This window comes from Halomonas sp. V046, from assembly GCF_052645355.1.
The window spans coordinates 153,748-170,530 of the sequence record NZ_JBQXYF010000005.1; the positions used below are offsets into that span (position 1 = coordinate 153,748).

Genomic DNA, 16,783 nt, shown 5'->3' on the forward strand with positions numbered 1-16,783 from the left:
ATCATCTTTATAGATAACCAAACTATTCTCTATACCCACACCAGAAGGCATAAAAAAAACGGCCCGACGAAGGCGTCGGGCCGAAGGGTTCGCCCACGGGGGCGAGCTCACACACAGTGTAGGCACTATGATGGTGCAGCGCGTAATGACGCCTCCCGGGAACGGGTTGCCATCGCGCCCCCGCGGCTGGGCTTATCAACAGCCCCCGCGGCCGGGCTTATAAAAAGCACCCTCAAGTCCCCTGCCCAACGGCGACCTCGCTCGGCTCGCCGCGCTTGAGCGCCGCATAGCCAAGGCCCGTCACCAGTGACCCCACGACGATGGCGACCAGATACCACAGCACCGGCGTGATGGCATTGGGAATCAACAGCACGAAGACGCCACCATGGGGGGCCATCAGCTTGGCCCCCACCAGCATCGAGATCGCCCCGGTAATGGCACCGCCGACCATGCAGGCCGGAATCACGCGCAGTGGATCCTTGGCCGCAAAGGGAATGGCCCCCTCGCTGATAAAACACAGCCCCAGCACGAAGGACGCCTTGCCCGCCTCCCGCTCGGGGGCGGCGAACTTGCCCCCGGCCACGAAGGTAGCGATGCCCATGCCAATGGCGGGAACCATGCCCGCCGCCATGATCGCGGCCATTGGCGCGTAGGTTTCGGATGCCAGCAGACCGACGCCGAAGGTGTAGGCCGCCTTGTTGACCGGGCCACCAAGATCGAAGCACATCATGCAGCCGAGCAGGATCCCGAGCAGCACGGCATTGGTGGACCCCATGCCCTCGAGAAAGGCGGTCAGGGTCGACAACACGCCGGCGACGGGCTCGCCGACCACGTAGATCATCACCAGCCCCGTCACCAGGCTCGCCACCAGGGGAATGATCAGGATCGGCTTGAGCGACTCGACGCTCGACGGCAACTTGACGTAGCGGATCACGGCCTTGGCGACGTAGCCGGCCAGAAAACCCGCCAGGATACCGCCGATGAAGCCAGCGCCAATATTGGAGGCCAGCATGCCGCCGATCATGCCCGGAGCGATCCCCGGGCGGTCGGCGATGGAGTAGGCGATATAGCCCGCCAGCACAGGCACCATGAGGGCGAAGGCGGTGCCGCCGCCGATCTGCATCAGCGCGGCCGGGAAGGAGCCCTCTTCCTTGAACGCCTCGATACCGAAGACGAACGACAGCGCGATCAGAAGCCCCCCCGCCACCACCATCGGCAGCATGAAGGACACCCCGGTCAGCAGGTGCTTGTAGACCCCTTTTTCCTTGAAGCTCGTGGCGGACTCGCCCTTGCCGGCACCGCCCTGGGCTTGCTCGTCGCTCTCGACGCAGGCCTCGGCCTGGGCCAACTCGATGGTTTGGCGCGACTTCTTCAGCGCCTGGCCGGTGGAGGTCCGATAGATACGCTTGCCGGCGAAACGGGTCGGATCGACCTCGATATCACAGGCCAGAATGACCAGATCGGCGTCGTCGATTTCGCCTTCGCTCAGCTGATCCTGGGCCCCGACCGAGCCTTGGGTCTCGACACGAATCTGGTGGCCAAGGCTACGGCCCGCCGCGGCCAGGGCCTCCGCCGCCATGAAGGTGTGGGCGACGCCTGTCGGGCAGGCGGTGACGGCAACAATGCGCAGAGGGCCCGTGGCAACAGAGCCAACGGCCTCCCCGGTGGAGGTCGGCCTCCCATCGTTGAGGGGGGCATAGGTCGAGGCATCGCGGTGCGCCCGTTCTAGAAAGGTGGCTGGGGCCGGCACGGCATCGCTCGCTGCGCCACGATACAGCCGCTTGCCGCTGAAGCGATGGCCATCCGGCACCACCTCCCCCACCACCACGATCAGGTGGGCATCGGCGATGGCAGCGGGGCTTGCGGGGGTGAGCCGCTCAAGCGTCGAGTGCAATTCCAGGGTCACCGCCCACCCCAGGCGCTCGGCGGCAGGAATCAGCCTCTTGGCGGCCAGGTAGCTCGTGGCCGTTCCATTGGGGCAGGTGCTGATCAGGATCACGTTCATGCGAATACTCCCCCGGCCTCGACGTCGTTGAGACGGCGAACCCTGGTGTCTTGAACAAGCGTTGAAAAGTCATCGGCGCGGCTGTCGCCCACGCCCACATGACGTACCGCCTCGGCGGAGAGGGCGGTGGCAAAGCGCAGGGCCACGTCGGGGGCCAGGCCCTCAAGCACGCCATGCAGCATGGCGGCAAACAGGGTATCGCCGGCGCACACCGTGCTGACCACGTCGACCCGCGGCGGTAGCGCCTGCCAGACGCCACGATGGCTGATCCAGGTGACCCCCTGGTCCCCCGCGGACACCAGCGTCTCGCCGACGCCAGCGCCGTAGAGGTCAAGCGCTGCCCGGCGTTCGGCCGCCGGGCTGTCGAGCGAGCGACCGGCCCACTCGGCGAGTTCGGCGACGTTGGGCTTGGCGGCGCTGGCCCCGGCCTCGATGGCCGCCGCCAGGGCGTCGCCACTGGTATCGACCCAGACCGCCACATCCCGCTCGCGCAGCGAGGCCACGAGGCGGCCCAGCGCCTGGGGGCTGACTCCCGGCGCCAGGCTGCCGGCAATGGCTACCGCCTCGGGCCGTCTGGTGGCATCGTCGATGCGCTCGTCGAGCACGCCGACCAGACGCGTCCAGTCGCCGTCGGTCACGGCGAGTCCCGGCGCGTTGATGTCGGTGACGCGCCCATCGCGCTCGCTGAGCTTGGTATTGATGCGAGTGGATCCGGCCAGGCGAAGGCAGGCATCTTCCACCCCCATGGCCGCAAAGGCGCCGACGAAGGGGGCGTCGTTGTCGCTCCCCAGAAAGCCGGTGACGCAGACGTCGTGGCCGAGGGCGGCCAGTACCCGCGCCATGTTGACCCCCTTGCCGGCGGCGGTGAGCTCAACGCCATCGGCACGATTGACCGCGCCGAGCGCCAACCGCGTCAGGCCCACCGACAGATCCAGCGCCGGGTTGATGGACAGCGTCAGCACCCGAGCCATCAGTTCACCTCCAGCGCGTTGCGGACGTCTTCGGCGGTGGCCTGTGCCAGCGCCAGATGCGCCTGAGCGCGGGCCTCGGTCAGCGTCACCTCGCGCAGGCAAGCCTTGACCATGGGCACCTGCCGGGCGCTGACCGACAGTTCATCGACGCCGAGCCCCACCAGCACCGGCACCGCCAGGCGATCGCTGGCAAGCTCTCCGCACACACCGACCCATTTGCCGTGGGCGTGGGCCGCCACCACCGTCATCTCGATCAGTCTCAACACCGCCGGGTGCAGGCCGTCGGACTGCGCCGAAAGCTCAGGGTGGCCGCGGTCGATGGCCAGGGTGTACTGGGTCAGATCGTTGGTCCCGATGGAGAAGAAGTCGACGTCGGCGGCCAGCGTCGGCGCCAGCAACGCGCTCGAGGGAATCTCGATCATGACGCCAAGCTGTAGCGCCTGGCGATCAGGCGTGAGGCCAAGGGTCTCGAGCACCTCGTCAAGAATGCGCCGGGCGGCGCGGAACTCGCCGATGTCCTTGACCATCGGCAGCATGATGCGAAGCGGTCGCCCCTCGGCGGCCATCACCAGGGCCATGAACTGATCATGCAACACCTGGGGACGGGTCAACGCCAGACGAATGCCGCGCAGACCCAGGAACGGGTTGTCTTCCTGGGGCAGGGGCCAATAGGCCAACGGCTTGTCGCCGCCCACGTCGAGGGTGCGAGCCACCAGCGGGCGCCCGTCGAGGGCATCCAGGGCCTCGCGATACTGCGCCGCCTGCGTCGTCACATCGGGCATATCGGCATGGGCCATGAACAAGAACTCGGTGCGCAGCAGGCCGACGCCTTCGGCGCCCCGGGCGACGGCGTCCTTGGCGTGGGCGGTATTGCCGAGATTCGCCGCCACTTCCACCCGCGTACCGTCTCGGGTAGTCGCCGGCTCGAAACGCGCCTCCCAGGCCTTGGCCGCCAATGCCTCGTGGCGGTGCTTACGCTGGAGAAAGCGCTCGCGACGCTCACGACTCGGCGCTACCACCAGGCGTCCGCTTTCCCCGTCCAACAGCAGGTCAGCACCGTCGCCAATGGCCAGGACACCGGCTCCGGCGCCCACCACGGCGGGAATGCCTAGCGCCCGGGCCAGAATGGCGCTGTGGGCGGTAGCGCCCCCCCGGGCCGTGAGGATGCCGCGCACCCGTGCGGTATCCAGGCGCGCCACGTCGGAAGGGCCGAGATCATCCGTCACCAGCAGGTACGGCTCGGCCGGGGGCTCGGGCAGGCTGACTCGGCACAATACGCCCAGCACTCGACGTCCCACGTCGCGCAGGTCGGCGGCCCGCTCGGCCAGCACACGATCGGCGAGGCGCTCCTGGGCCTTGGCCGCGGCATCGATGGCGCGCCACCAGGCCGCCTCGGCGGTCGCCCCTTCCTCGATGCCTTCGACCGCCGCCTGCTCCAGCTCGGGGTCGTCGAGCATCTCTTCGTGCATGGACAGGATCGCTGCGACCTCGCCACCCACGGTGCCCGTGACCAGGGCCTTGAGTTGGGCCACGCCCTCGGCGATGGCCGCGCTCAGGCGCCGACGCTCCTGATCGGGATGCTGTGCCTGCTCGGCGTACGTAAAGTCCGGGACACGCAGCACGTAGGCCGGTGCCGCCGCAAACCCGGGTGATGCCGGGACTGCGGTGAGAGGAGTGTCCGCACGGGGCGCCTCGGGCTTGGCTTGTTCCGCGCCAGACGTGGGGGCACGGCCCCGGGGGTCACGGCTCTGCTCGAACGGAGTGACCTGCTCTCCGAGGCCATCGCGGAACCCCTCGCAGAGCTGCTCGAGTGCCTCGCTGGCGCCTTCGCCACGAGCCGACAGCACCAGCTCCTGCCCGCGCCGAGCGCCAAGCCCGATGACCTTGGTCAGCGACGCCGCCGACACCGGCTGACCGCCGCCTTCGGCCAGGCGCATGCGCACCGCAAGCCCTGTTTCGCGAGCCTTCTGCACCAGCACCTTGGCCGGACGGGCGTGGAGACCATGCGCGTTGAGCACACGCACGCGACGGTTAACCGCCGCACCGGACTCGCCGGCCAAGCGCGCCAAAAGATCATCGGCATCAAGATCGGCGGGCATCACGCCGCCAGCGCTATGCCCGGAGCGCTTCTCAACGCCATGCCCGGAGCCTTTCTCAATGCCATCGTCGAAGCCATCGTCGAAGCTATCGACCAGCGCCATGACCGCGTCCAGCAGCGGCCGACTGGCCTCGCCCTGGGTTGCCAGGCACAACACTGCCGAGACGGGCTTGCCGCCATGCACCAGGGCCTTGGCCGGCGTCGCCACGGCCAGGGCCGGCGCCGTCACGCCACGTTGGGAAGAGTACAGCCATACCCCGGCGCCCACCGGCGTCGGCGACTGCTCGACGAGTTCGGCGAGAAAGGCCGGCGTGACCAGCCCCAGGCGGCGCAGGCGCTGGGCGCCACCCAGACCAAGATCGATCACGTCGTCACCGGGATGCCTCAGGCACAGGGTCTCACTGTCGAGCCGGGCGCTCACCACCTTCTGCGACAGCAACTCGGCCACGCCCTGCTCGGTGTCCGCCGCGGCCAGGCGCTCGGCGACGCCGTCTTGATCCAGCACGTGGGTCAGGCTTCTCAGAATGTCGAGATGCTCATCGTTCTGGGCGGCGATGGTGACCAGTACGTAGACCCGATTGCCGTCGTGCCACTCGACCCCCTGGGGAAACTGCAATACGCGAACGCCAGTTTGCCGCACCGCATCGCGACTATCGGGCGTGCCGTGGGGAATGGCAATGCCATTGCCAAGCCAGGTCGAGGATTGGGCTTCACGGTCGTGCAGGCCCTGACGGTACCCGTCGTCTACCAGGCCGTCTCCTTTGAGGGCCTCGAAGGCGGCAGCCAATGCGTCCTGCCAGGACTCTGCCCGGCAGTCGAGCCGGATGTCCTGCGAGCTGAGCGTTAACATGCAATGGTCTCCTGGGGGCCTTTTCACGACGCCCTAATTCACAACACCCTAATTCGCGACGCCCTATTCACCACGACGCCCTGTTCGCGACGTCCTATTCGCGACGACGCCCTGTTCGCGACGCTCTATTCACCACGACGCCCTATTCACGACGCCCTATTCACGACGCTCTATTTGCGACGTCCTGTTCGCGACGCCCTGTTCGCGACGCCCTGTTCGCGACGCCCTATGACAACCACCAGGGACCGAGGCGGACGGGCACCCGGTGGCGGATCCGCAACACGCAATCGGCTCTTCATTCGGGAAAGCTGAATCGTGTCACTTGATAGGTTTCCAATGCTGGTACGATTCAGTTACGTTGGCAAGGCGAACCTGCTACGACTTTGGCAGGGTGCGGCTGGACGCCAACCGGGTAGAATAGCCCCCAGGCGTCGGACGGACGCCTGCGCGGGCCCTGCGCCCGCGTTACGCAGCCTTCTGGCGCCACCCATGTCGCCGCCGGCAGCGGGCCTGGCGGTGGCCACACGGCACCCCAGGAACCGGTGCCCCGACTCCACCCAACAACAGGATGCCCCATGGCCACACCGCCCCCCGGCGAGACGCAACGCGTCATGACCCTTGCCGATATTGCCCGCCTTGCCGGCGTGTCCCGCACCACCGCCAGCTACATCGTCAACGGCAAGGCGCGGGAAAGGCGTATTCGCCAAGACACCGTCGAGCGAGTCATGGCGGTGGTCAAGGCGCATGGCTACCGGGTCGATGCCCAGGCCGCAGCGCTGCGTCGGGGCACCAGCCGTATCCTTGGGCTGATCGTGCCGGACCTGGAAAACTCGAGCTACGCGCGGCTGGCCAAGCATCTGGAGCGCGGCGCCAGAGACCAGGGCTATCAGCTACTGATCGTCGGCTCCGACGACCAGCCGGACAGCGAACGGGATCTTGCCCTGGCCCTTCGCGCCCAGCGCTGTGAGGCCTTGATCACGGCGACCTGCCTGCCCCAGGACGACCCCTTCTACGCCGAGTTGATGGCCGACGGCCTGCCGGTCATCGCCGTGGACAGGGGCCTGCCGGCGGAGCGCTACGCCAGCGTCGTCAGCAACGACAAGGAGTCCGCCGAGCGCCTGACGACCTCACTGCTGACGTCGACGATCAAACGCGTAGTCTGGATCGATGCGGTGCCGCATCTGTCGATCACGGCGGAGCGCCGAGCCGGCTTTCGCGCGGCCATCGCCGGCGCCGGACTCGACGAGTACTGCGAGGTGTTGAGTGGTGAACGCTATGATCGCGAGGAAGGCGCCAGGCTACTGGCGGACTACCTGACCCGGCAGCCGCTGCCCGATGCCCTGATCACGGCATCCTACACGCTGCTGGAAGGCGTGCTGGACGAACTGCTCGCCCGCGGTGGCCTGCCTGCGCACCTGGCCATGGCGAGTTTCGGTGATAACCGTCTGCTCGACTTCCTGCCGCTTCCGGTGAACTCGGCGGTGCAGGATCACGAAGCCATCGCACGCCAGGCACTGACATTGGCCCTGGCCGCGGTCAAGGGAGACTATCGCCTCGGCCAGGTCACCGTGCCACGGCGGCCGCGCTGGCGCTTGCCCGGTGTGCCCGAGCCACAGCGCTGAACCAGGGAAACAACGGTGTGGCCAGGCAGCGGCCGCGAGACAACGGCGTTATCGAGCCTCACAGGGCATTGGTGTCGACCACGGTATCGTCATCGGTAAAGAACCGGTCGAAGGCAATGCGCGTCTTTTCCAGCGTCAGACGCAGTTGCCCAAGGGACTGCCTGGCGTCGTCAAAGCGACGCTCACGGGCGGACGCCTCCAGCTCCGCGGCCGCCGCCGCCGCACTGCCGGCACCGACTCCGGCGGATTCGCCCTTCAACTGATGAGCGAGTCGTTCCAGTTCGTCACCCTGGCGGCGCTTCAACGCCACTTCCATGTCCGGCACCCGCGCCAGCACCTGCTCGCGATACAGGTCCACCAGCATCTGCGTACGCTTGACGCCCAGCGTATCGCGCAGCGCCGTCAGCGTGTCGTAGTGCAACAGCGGCGAATTCGACTCCGATGAAGCGTCCTGGCCCGGCAGCGGCTGCGTTGGCTCGCCGACGAGGTGTCGCTGCAGAGCAACCATCAGGGTGCGCATCAACAGCGGTTTGGTCAGATAGCCGTTCATCCCCGCCTCCACGCAGTCGCCCTGATCATGGCTCCCCCCGCCCGCCGTCATCGCCAGCACAGGCACCTCGGCACGCCAGCCCCCCTGAGCCCGCAGGCGCCGCGTCACCTCGCGGCCATCGAGGTCTGGCATCTGAATGTCCATCAGCACCAGATCGAAGCGGCGTCTCTCGCACAATGACAAGGCCTCGTCGCCGGAGGCGGCCAAGGTCGCCTGACAGCCGATTCGCTCGAGCATGGCCATGGCCACTTCCTGATTGACCAGGTTGTCCTCGACCACCAGCAGCTCGGCCTCTGCCAGACGCTTGGGATGCAGCGGCGGCGCCCCGGCGTCATCGCCCTGCGACGCCTCGACACAGGCCTGCTCGACGCCAAGCTCGAACCAGAAGCGACTGCCAAGGCCGACCTCGCTCTCGACGCCGATACGCCCTCCCATGGCCTCGACCAGGCGCTTGCAGATGGCAAGCCCCAAGCCGGTACCGCCGAAGCGCCTGGCCGTGGATGCATCGCCCTGGCGAAAGGGCTCGAACAGCTGAGCCTGCTGAGACGGCGTGATGCCCTGGCCGCTGTCGACGACCTCGAACAGCAGGCGATCGTTAGTGCCAAGCCGCACGGACAGTCGTACCACCCCTTGCTCGGTGAACTTGATGGCGTTGTTGAGCAGGTTCAGCAACACCTGGCGCAAGCGTCCTGGATCGCTCATGACCCACGCCGGTAGCTGTGGGTCGAGATAGCCGACCAGCCTGACCCCGCGCGCGTCGGCCCGAGGGGTGAACAGCGTCATGGCATCGTCGACCAGCGTTTGCAGCGCGACCGGCTGAACCTCCAGCTCCATGCGCCCCGCCTCGATCTTGGAAAAATCCAGAATATCGTCGATCAGGCCGGTAAGCTTGCGGGCACTGTCGTGAATGGTATCGGAGTAGTGACGAGCTCGGTCGGGCAACGGTTGCTCGCGCAGCAGTTCACTCATGCCGATGACGCCATTGAGCGGCGTGCGAATCTCGTGGCTGACGGTGGCCAGAAAATCCGACTTGGCCTGACTCGCCGAATGCGCCCGCCGGGCGCTGACCTCGAGTTCTCCACTCAGCGTCTCAAGCGCCTTGCGCGACGCCTCGTTGTCTCTCGCCTCACGCAGCAGCACCGTCAGCATGACGCCGCCGGCCAGGCTCATGCCAACGATCAACAGCAGCAACAACACATACATCCGCTGCAAGCGATAACGCTCATCGGTCGTGACTTCGGCGACATGCTCGTTGATGGCGATGATCAAGCGCTCGGTGGGCCCACTGAGTGCCAGAAGGTCCAGTTCCAGGGCGCGTACCGCGCTTGTATCGAGCTCGGCGAGTCCCGAGATACGCCGATCGAGCTCACGCAGCAGGACCTCGATCTCCTCGATCTGGCGTTGCGCAACCGGGGTTTCGGCAAGCAGCTCGGTAATGTCGCTGTTGCGAAACAGCGTCAACCGGCTATAAAGCAGCTCGAAACCGAGGCGAAAGGCTTCCAGCGCCTCGCGATCCCGAGCGCCGACGACCAGCTGATTGCGCAGCTGTACCGTGTCCCGATCCAGCTTGTAGGCATGCCAGGTGGCATCCTCCCCCACGCTCTGGGCCAAGCTATCATGGCGCCACACCACCAGGCCGATCACCACCATGGCCGCGGCGAAGAAGGCCAGCGCGGCCACGGCACTGAGCTTGAGCCGCCAGGGATAGGACCTCACCTTGCTGCCCTCTCAAACGACGTTTTACGGCCGGCGCAGGTACGCCTCGGATCGCCGCACCTTCCGGCCTCAGGGCACATAGATGGCATCCACCTGCCACACAGAACGAAAGCGCGTGGTTTCGTTCATCAGTTCCGGGTGGTCATCGAAGGGATACAGCACGAACAGCGGACCGAAATCGCGGACCGCCATCTCGTGACCGTTTCGGCGCATGGCCAGGATCACATCGTACTCGAGCAGGTCCGACAGCGGAATGTCGGCGGAAAAATCGTTCAAGGCATGAATCCGAACCTGGTCTGACTCGACCCCGGCGGCCTCCAGTATGCTACGCAGCAATGGCCCTTCGAAGCGGCTGGTACCGCGATGCCATGGCGTATCGGTAACGATGACCCGCCCGGGAAGCGCGCGCAACATGTCACGATCCAGCCACAGCTCGTTGCCCATGTTGGGGTGCTGAATGTTACCGCTGATCTTGAGCATCACGGGGCCGGTAAGCGGCGGCAACGACGTCGCGAACGCTTTCTGCCCGGCGACCACCAGTGCCAGCGCCACAGCCCCCAAGATCATTGCTTTGCCGCGCATGCGCGCTCCTATCGTTGTCCGAGTCCATAGGTTACGCGATTCGTCTATCGAGTTCAGGACAGACAGCGCACTGGCTTTGCTTTGTCGGGAGTCTTTAACGGGACAGCGCCGAATAGCGCCCTGTCGTGGCAACACGCCCAGCACCGAACGGTTCCAGACACGAGATCGACCGCAGGGTGGCCGCTGGCCCGCCAGGGCTAAGACGCGCGGCGCGGCAGCGTCTCTTGGCCGTGCCAAGAGGCACCTGGCCATGACGAGGTGGCGCCAGCGCGGGCCTGCAAAAGACCGGATACAAGTCCTTGAAACAGGGTCCTTGAAACAGCGTCCTTGAAATAACGGCAGGAGCCTAGCACAACCCGGCCCACCACATAAGTAACAACTTATGAAATGTCACACCGATGCGGGATCCGGCCCAGACGCAACAAGGCGCCGGCGAGCCATCTCGCCGGCACCTTGTGCTTGATCAGGACTTGCGCGAGCACCTGGTCCAACCTACGAGCGCCACACCGGTAAACCGGCCACCCCCTTGCTCACCACGCCCCCCGGACGGTGTCGGTGACGGTGTAGGATCCCTCCGGTCTCAGCTCAAGCGATCGACCGGTTCACACACCACCAGATCTTCATAGGCATGCCAGCTCGCGTGGCCCAGTACCGGAAGAATCAGGGCGAGGCCAATATAGAAGGTCATCATTCCGACCAGCACACTGCCGGTCAGGATGGCCGCCCAGATCAGCATCGGCCTGAAATTGCGCGCCACCGAACGCACGCTGGCTTCGATCCCTTCCATGAAGGTCAGGTCCTGGTCCATCAGGGTAGGAATCGCAACCACGCTGATGGCGAAGGCGCCAAAGGCCAGCACGCACCCCGCCGCCAGCCCTACGGCCAGCATCCCGAGCCCTTCGGGTGTGGTCAGCAATGACGCATAGACGGTGGCGGGATCCGGCGACTGCAGCCCGAAGAACAGCGCAAACAGCAGCGTTGCCAGGCGAATCCAGGCGAGGAAAAAGATCATCATCATGACCCCCATCATCGCCAGTTGCCCAACATGGCCACGCCAGGCAAAGAAGGCGTCGCCGAGGGTCGGCGAGCGGCCTCGTTCGAGTGCGCGACTGATCCCGTAGGACCCTACCGCCACCAGCGGACCGATGAACATGAAGCCCGCCACCATGGGCAACAGCCAGTGCCACAGCCCGAGGATGAAGGCTCCGACGGTCACCGCGATGCTCAGGCCAACCCAGAACATGCCGTAGGCCAGGCTGACCGCAGGGGCCTCACGGAAATCGCGAATCCCTGCCGTCAACCAGGCTCTGGGGCGCTCCATGCCAACGGATTGAATAGTGATATCGACGAGTTTGCCGCCCTCCGCCCCGCTGCCCCGGCCAGCGCCGGCATTGCCTTGACTGACCTCGCGCCTGCTGTCACCGCCGCCGCCGCCCTGCGACGAACTTCCATGAGGAGCACTGTCTACATTCATCGCTTCACCCCCGCGTCCACCTTGTCACCCGGCGCATACCGCGTGCCGGTCAGGGGAGTCACGGCACCGTGAACAACCGCGTCATTGCGCTCGTAGGCGCCGATTGACTCTTAAGTCCACTGTAGACGACCCCGCGTGATCTCGCCGCGAGCGAGCGTTCTATGACGAAACCGTTGCGCTCACGAAATCGCCCCTGGCGCAAGCGCGCCAGGGGCGATGGAGGTGCCAGGTGCAATGCCCCCTAGCGCACGATCATTACCGAGATCTTGCTGTGATGCACGATGTGCTCGGCGTTGGGTCCGATCACGTAGTCAGCGAAGCGCTTCTTGTTGTGGGACGCCATCACGATCAGATCGACGCCGACCTTCTTGCCCGCCTTGAGAATCGCCTCCCAGGGCGAGCCGTCGGTAATCACGGCCTGCGCTTTCACATCGCTTGGCACCTTGTCGGCGATGAAGGTGCGCTGCGCCTCGGTGACGGCCTGGTGGGCCTTTTCGGCGAAGTCCTTGGGAAAGAACGACCCCACCATGGGCATGCGATAGTCCGGCATCACGGTGACGATATGCAGCGAAGCGTCGAAGGTGCGACACAACGACAGCGCCACTGGCAGCGCCTTGCTCCATGATGCTTCCTCATTGAGATCCACCGGCAGCAAAATCTTGTCGTACATGGCATACCTCCTCAGGCCGCAGCGCGGCTGGGTTCATGAGCACGCCGACGGCGCTGCATCAGCACCACCAGACCAAACACCAGCAACCCAGGGAACCACATCAGCTCTTTCGGCCAACGATCCACCGGCGCCAGTACCTCGATGATCTCCTGGTCGAAGTCGAAGCCCAGATCCGACGCCTGACTGCCATAGGTGACCATGTCCACGATCGCACGCTCATCCTCGACGATCAGCTCAAGCCCCAGGTTCTCCAGGCGCTCCTCTCCCGTCGTGCCCTCCGGCACCGGCAACGTCATGTAAGTCGTCAACGGCTCGCCGATCGCATCGACACCGCTGATCTGCAGACGTAGCGTGCTGGCCTTGTCGACGTTACCCAGCGCCTCGACAAACTGCGCCGGCGGAATCTCGCGATAGGGGTCATGGATCATGTCCATCCAGAACCCCGGGCGGAACAGGGTGAAGGCCACCAGCAACAGCAGGATGCTCTCATACCAGCGGTTGCGCGTGATCAGATAGCCCTGGGTCGCCGCGGCAAAGATCAGCATCGCGATGGTCGCCACGACAAAGATCAGCACCCCTTGCAGCGGAGCGACATCGATCAACAACAGGTCGGTGTTGAAGATGAACAAGAAAGGCAGCGCCGCCGTGCGCAGGCTGTAGTAGAACGCCTGGAAGCCGGTACGAATCGGATCCCCGCCCGACAAGGCCGCCGCAGCAAATGAAGCCAGGCCTACCGGGGGCGTGACGTCGGCCATGATGCCGAAATAGAACACGAACAGGTGGACCGCGATCAACGGCACCAGCAGCCCGTTCTGCTCGCCCAACTGGACGATGACCGGCGCCAGCAGCGCCGATACCACGATGTAGTTCGCGGTGGTCGGTAGGCCCATGCCGAGAATCAGACTGAGAATCGCCGTGAACAACAGGATCAACATCAGGTTGCCCATGGACAGGATCTCGACCACATCGGCGAGCACCAGGCCCACGCCCGTCTGGGAGACGGCGCCGACGATGATACCGGCGGTGGCGGTCGCGATACCGATCCCGATCATGTTGCGAGCCCCCGTGACCAGGCCCGACCACAGATCCATCACCCCTTCACGAAGATCGGCGGCCAGGTCGCTATTGCCTCGGAACAGCGCCGTGATGGGACGCTGCGTGAGCATGATGAAGATCATGAACACCGTCGCCCAGAACGCCGAGAGCCCCGGTGACAGACGCTCGACCATCAGACACCAGATCAGGACGACAACCGGTAGAATGTACTGCAAGCCAACCATCACGGTGGGACGCGTCTGGGGCAACGAGAAGATCGGCTCATTGGGGTCGTCGAGCTCGAGCTCGGGATAGCCCGAGGCAATCTTGAGCAATACCACATAGATCACCGCCAGCAGCGCGGAAATGATCCAGGGGGCACCGTCACCGAGCACTGGCTTGAGCCAGCCGAGCCCGTAATAGACGCCCATCGCCACGATCATCATCAACAGCAGGCCACCCAGGAAGCCGATGACCTTGCGCGTCAGCGTCTTGGGCGGATTGGTGCTTTCCAGCCCCTGCATGTCGGCCTTGAGCGCCTCGAGGTGAACGATATAGATCAACGCGATATAGGAGATCAGCGCCGGCAGGAAGGCGTGCTTGATGACGTCGACGTAGGAGATGCCGACGTATTCCACCATCAGGAAGGCGGCGGCCCCCATCACCGGGGGCATGATCTGTCCGTTGACGGAAGACGATACCTCCACGGCCCCGGCCTTCTCCGCCGAGAAACCGACACGTTTCATCATCGGGATGGTGAAGGTACCGGTGGTCACGGTATTGGCGATCGACGAACCGGAAATCAGGCCGGTCATGCCGGAGGCCACGACGGCGGCCTTGGCCGGTCCGCCCTTGTAGTGCCCCAGCAGCGAGAACGCTACCTTGATGAAATAGTTGCCGGCACCGGCCTTGTCGAGCAAGGCACCAAACAACACAAATAGAAAGACGAAGGCCGTCGAGACACCCAGTGCGATACCGAAAACGCCTTGGGACGTCAGCCACTGGTGGTTGATCAACCCGTACAGGCTGACCCCGCGGTGGGCGAGGATACCGGGCATCCAGGGGCCGGCCAGCGAGTAGACGATGAAGATGGAAGCGATGATGGTCAGCGGCGGGCCGAGCGCTCGGCGAGTCGCTTCGAGCAGCAGCAACAGGCCGATCACGCCAACGACCACATCCTGAAGGATCGGGGCCCCGGGGCGCTGGGCGAGCTGCTCATAGAAGAAGAACCCATAGGCCGCTGTCGCCGAGGCGACGAACGCCAGTATCCAATCCTGGATCGGAATGCGGTCACGGGGGGAGCGCTTGGTGGCCGGGTACGCCATGTAGGCCAGAAACAGCGCAAACGCCAGGTGGATGGGCCGGGCCTCGGTGGCATTGAAGACACCAAACCCCAACGCATACGGGAGCGGGGACGCTATCCACAGCTGAAAGAGCGACCACACGGCCGCGATGCTGACCAGCAACTTGCCCGGCGTGCCGAGAGGGTTACGAGACCCCGAGTCGCTGGACGCGACCATGTCCTCGAGATCCACCGTGGATCCTTCGGCCCTCTTGTTTTCCTCAGTCATAAGCGTGCCCTGCTCTAGAGGAGAAAGAATGACGGCGCTCGCATCAGCACAACCTTGGCTGTGCTAAACGCACTGCGCGGCCGCCCAACGGGAGACCGCGCAGTGTTCACCGAGGTGCCGTCGGTGACGGAGACGCGTTACTCGATCCAGCCTTGCTCACGATAGTAACGCGCGGCGCCTTCATGCAGTGGCGCGGACAGGCCGTTGGACACCATATCCTGCGGGTCGAGGTTCTCGAACGCCGGGTGCAGGCGCTTGAAACGGTCGAAGTTATCGAACACCGCCTTGACGGTCTGGTAAACCAGCTCGTCGTCGGCTTCGGCGGTGGTCACGAAGGTCGCGGCCACACCGAAGGTCTCGATGTCTTCGTCATTGCCCTTGTACAGGCCGCCGGGAATCACCGACATGGAGTAATAGGGGTACTCTTCGACCAAGCCCTTGACGTCATCATCGTTCAGCGGCACGAGGCGTGCATCGACAGTAGTCGTGGCTTCCTGAATGGCACCGTTCGGGTGACCCACCACGTACGCCATGGCGTCAATGTTATTGTCAGACAGGGCCGACGCCATCTCGGCGGCATCAAGCTCGGAGGCCAGCGAGAAGGTATCCTGGGTCCAGCCCTTGGCGTCCATCACCACTTCCATGGTGTTGCGCTGGCCAGAGCCCGGGTTGCCGATGTTGACGCGCTTGCCGGCCAGGTCATCGAGGGTCTCGATACCGGCATCGGCGCGGGCCAGAATGGTCAGCGGCTCGCCGTGGATCTTAAACACCGCACGCAGGTCTTCGTAGGCATCGCCTTCGAAATTGCCGGTGCCGTTATAGGCCTGATACTGGACGTCGGACTGCGCCACGCCCATGGTCAACTCGCCGCTGCGGATGCCATTGACGTTAGCCACGGAACCGCCGGTAGACGGAGCGTTGCAGCGAATACCGGTGTCGTCGGAGTTGCGATTGACCAGACGGCAGACGGACTGTCCGACCACATAGTAGACGCCGGTCTGACCACCGGTGCCGATGGTAATGAACTGTTCCTCATCCTGGGCCATGGCCGGAGACGCGAACATCGCGGCTCCAAGGATGGCGCCGGAAAAAGCGGCGGTGGAGAAAGCATGGCGCTTCATGGTCATACCTCTTTTGGCATTATGGACGTTACCGACATTATGCGGATCGGGCGGCATCTGTGCGGTGCCTGACCCAATCCATAGGTGCTACTTTAGCGGAAATTAACCTTGAATGATCCCAAAGCGTTCCGTTAATTCGCAGAGTCTAGTCGCACGTAACGTTTAGTGGGCGTTAATTTTTTTCTATCACTAGCGTCTTTGCTCGACGTCAAAGCGGTGCACGGCGCCGCCAGCGTCCGGTTCTAGCGTAGCACCTCACGAGCCCAGGTCGTGGTGCAGATGATCCTCGCGCCGGCCACGTCTCGCGGCAGTGGCCCTGACCAAGGTGCGCACTGGCGCGGCGCGAGGACCACCATGCACTGACTGGCCTGCCAGATGGTGATTCCCCCGCCCCGCCGTCGCGACGACCAGCGCCAACACCTGGACCGCATTGCCGACAGATTGCGCCAGCCATTGTCTCAGGATAGACGCGCCGATATCGACTCGCTCTCCCTGCAACGACGGCCCTGGCGCCTTGT

Annotated in this window: 10 protein-coding genes; 1 reads left to right on the top strand and 9 read right to left on the bottom strand. The window is 64.8% G+C overall.

The annotated features are described in order from the left end of the window. Positions 1-232: 232 nt before the first annotated feature. Genes ACUN9Y_RS08325 through ptsP form a run of 3 tightly spaced genes read right to left on the bottom strand, consistent with a single transcriptional unit; the run spans position 233 to position 5,924 of the window. Positions 233-2,005 carry a fructose-specific PTS transporter subunit EIIC gene (locus tag ACUN9Y_RS08325; protein WP_445460226.1) on the bottom strand — a complete coding sequence of 591 codons (1,773 nt, stop codon included), beginning with the start codon at positions 2,003-2,005 and terminating at the stop codon, positions 233-235. Beyond that, the gene (locus ACUN9Y_RS08330; RefSeq protein ID WP_445460227.1) at positions 2,002-2,976 is read right to left on the bottom strand and encodes a 1-phosphofructokinase family hexose kinase; all 975 of its coding nucleotides are present in this window, start codon (positions 2,974-2,976) and stop codon (positions 2,002-2,004) included. The genes ACUN9Y_RS08325 and ACUN9Y_RS08330 overlap by 4 nt, the downstream gene beginning before the upstream one ends. After that, a complete protein-coding gene (ptsP, locus tag ACUN9Y_RS08335; protein ID WP_445460228.1) occupies positions 2,976-5,924 on the bottom strand; it encodes a phosphoenolpyruvate--protein phosphotransferase in 2,949 nt (982 codons plus the stop codon). Before ptsP ends, ACUN9Y_RS08330 begins: the two co-directional genes overlap by 1 nt. A 611-nt stretch (positions 5,925-6,535) precedes the next feature. On the opposite strand from ptsP, the gene cra reads away from it, so the two are divergent. Continuing rightward, on the top strand, positions 6,536-7,546 hold the full coding sequence (cra, locus tag ACUN9Y_RS08340) for a catabolite repressor/activator (protein WP_445460382.1): 1,011 nt from the start codon (positions 6,536-6,538) through the stop codon (positions 7,544-7,546). A gap of 58 nt (positions 7,547-7,604) precedes the next feature. On the opposite strand, the gene ACUN9Y_RS08345 is transcribed toward cra, so the two are convergent. The 6 genes from ACUN9Y_RS08345 to ACUN9Y_RS08370 form a co-directional block, all read right to left on the bottom strand. Beyond that, positions 7,605-9,812, bottom strand: a complete 2,208-nt coding sequence (locus ACUN9Y_RS08345) for an ATP-binding protein (RefSeq protein ID WP_445460229.1) — start codon at positions 9,810-9,812, stop codon at positions 7,605-7,607. Between the two features lie 69 nt (positions 9,813-9,881). Further along, positions 9,882-10,394, bottom strand: a complete 513-nt coding sequence (locus tag ACUN9Y_RS08350; protein WP_445460230.1) for a molybdopterin-dependent oxidoreductase — start codon at positions 10,392-10,394, stop codon at positions 9,882-9,884. A gap of 580 nt (positions 10,395-10,974) precedes the next feature. Further along, complete coding sequence (locus tag ACUN9Y_RS08355; RefSeq protein WP_445460383.1) at positions 10,975-11,715, bottom strand: DUF2189 domain-containing protein; 741 nt, start codon at positions 11,713-11,715, stop codon at positions 10,975-10,977. Positions 11,716-12,109: 394 nt separating this feature from the next. Then, on the bottom strand, positions 12,110-12,538 hold the full coding sequence (locus tag ACUN9Y_RS08360; protein ID WP_445460231.1) for a universal stress protein: 429 nt from the start codon (positions 12,536-12,538) through the stop codon (positions 12,110-12,112). 11 nt (positions 12,539-12,549) lie between these two features. Next, complete coding sequence (locus ACUN9Y_RS08365; RefSeq protein WP_445460232.1) at positions 12,550-15,144, bottom strand: TRAP transporter permease; 2,595 nt, start codon at positions 15,142-15,144, stop codon at positions 12,550-12,552. 137 nt (positions 15,145-15,281) lie between these two features. Beyond that, complete coding sequence (locus tag ACUN9Y_RS08370) at positions 15,282-16,265, bottom strand: TAXI family TRAP transporter solute-binding subunit (RefSeq protein WP_445460233.1); 984 nt, start codon at positions 16,263-16,265, stop codon at positions 15,282-15,284. Positions 16,266-16,783: the final 518 nt, after the last annotated feature.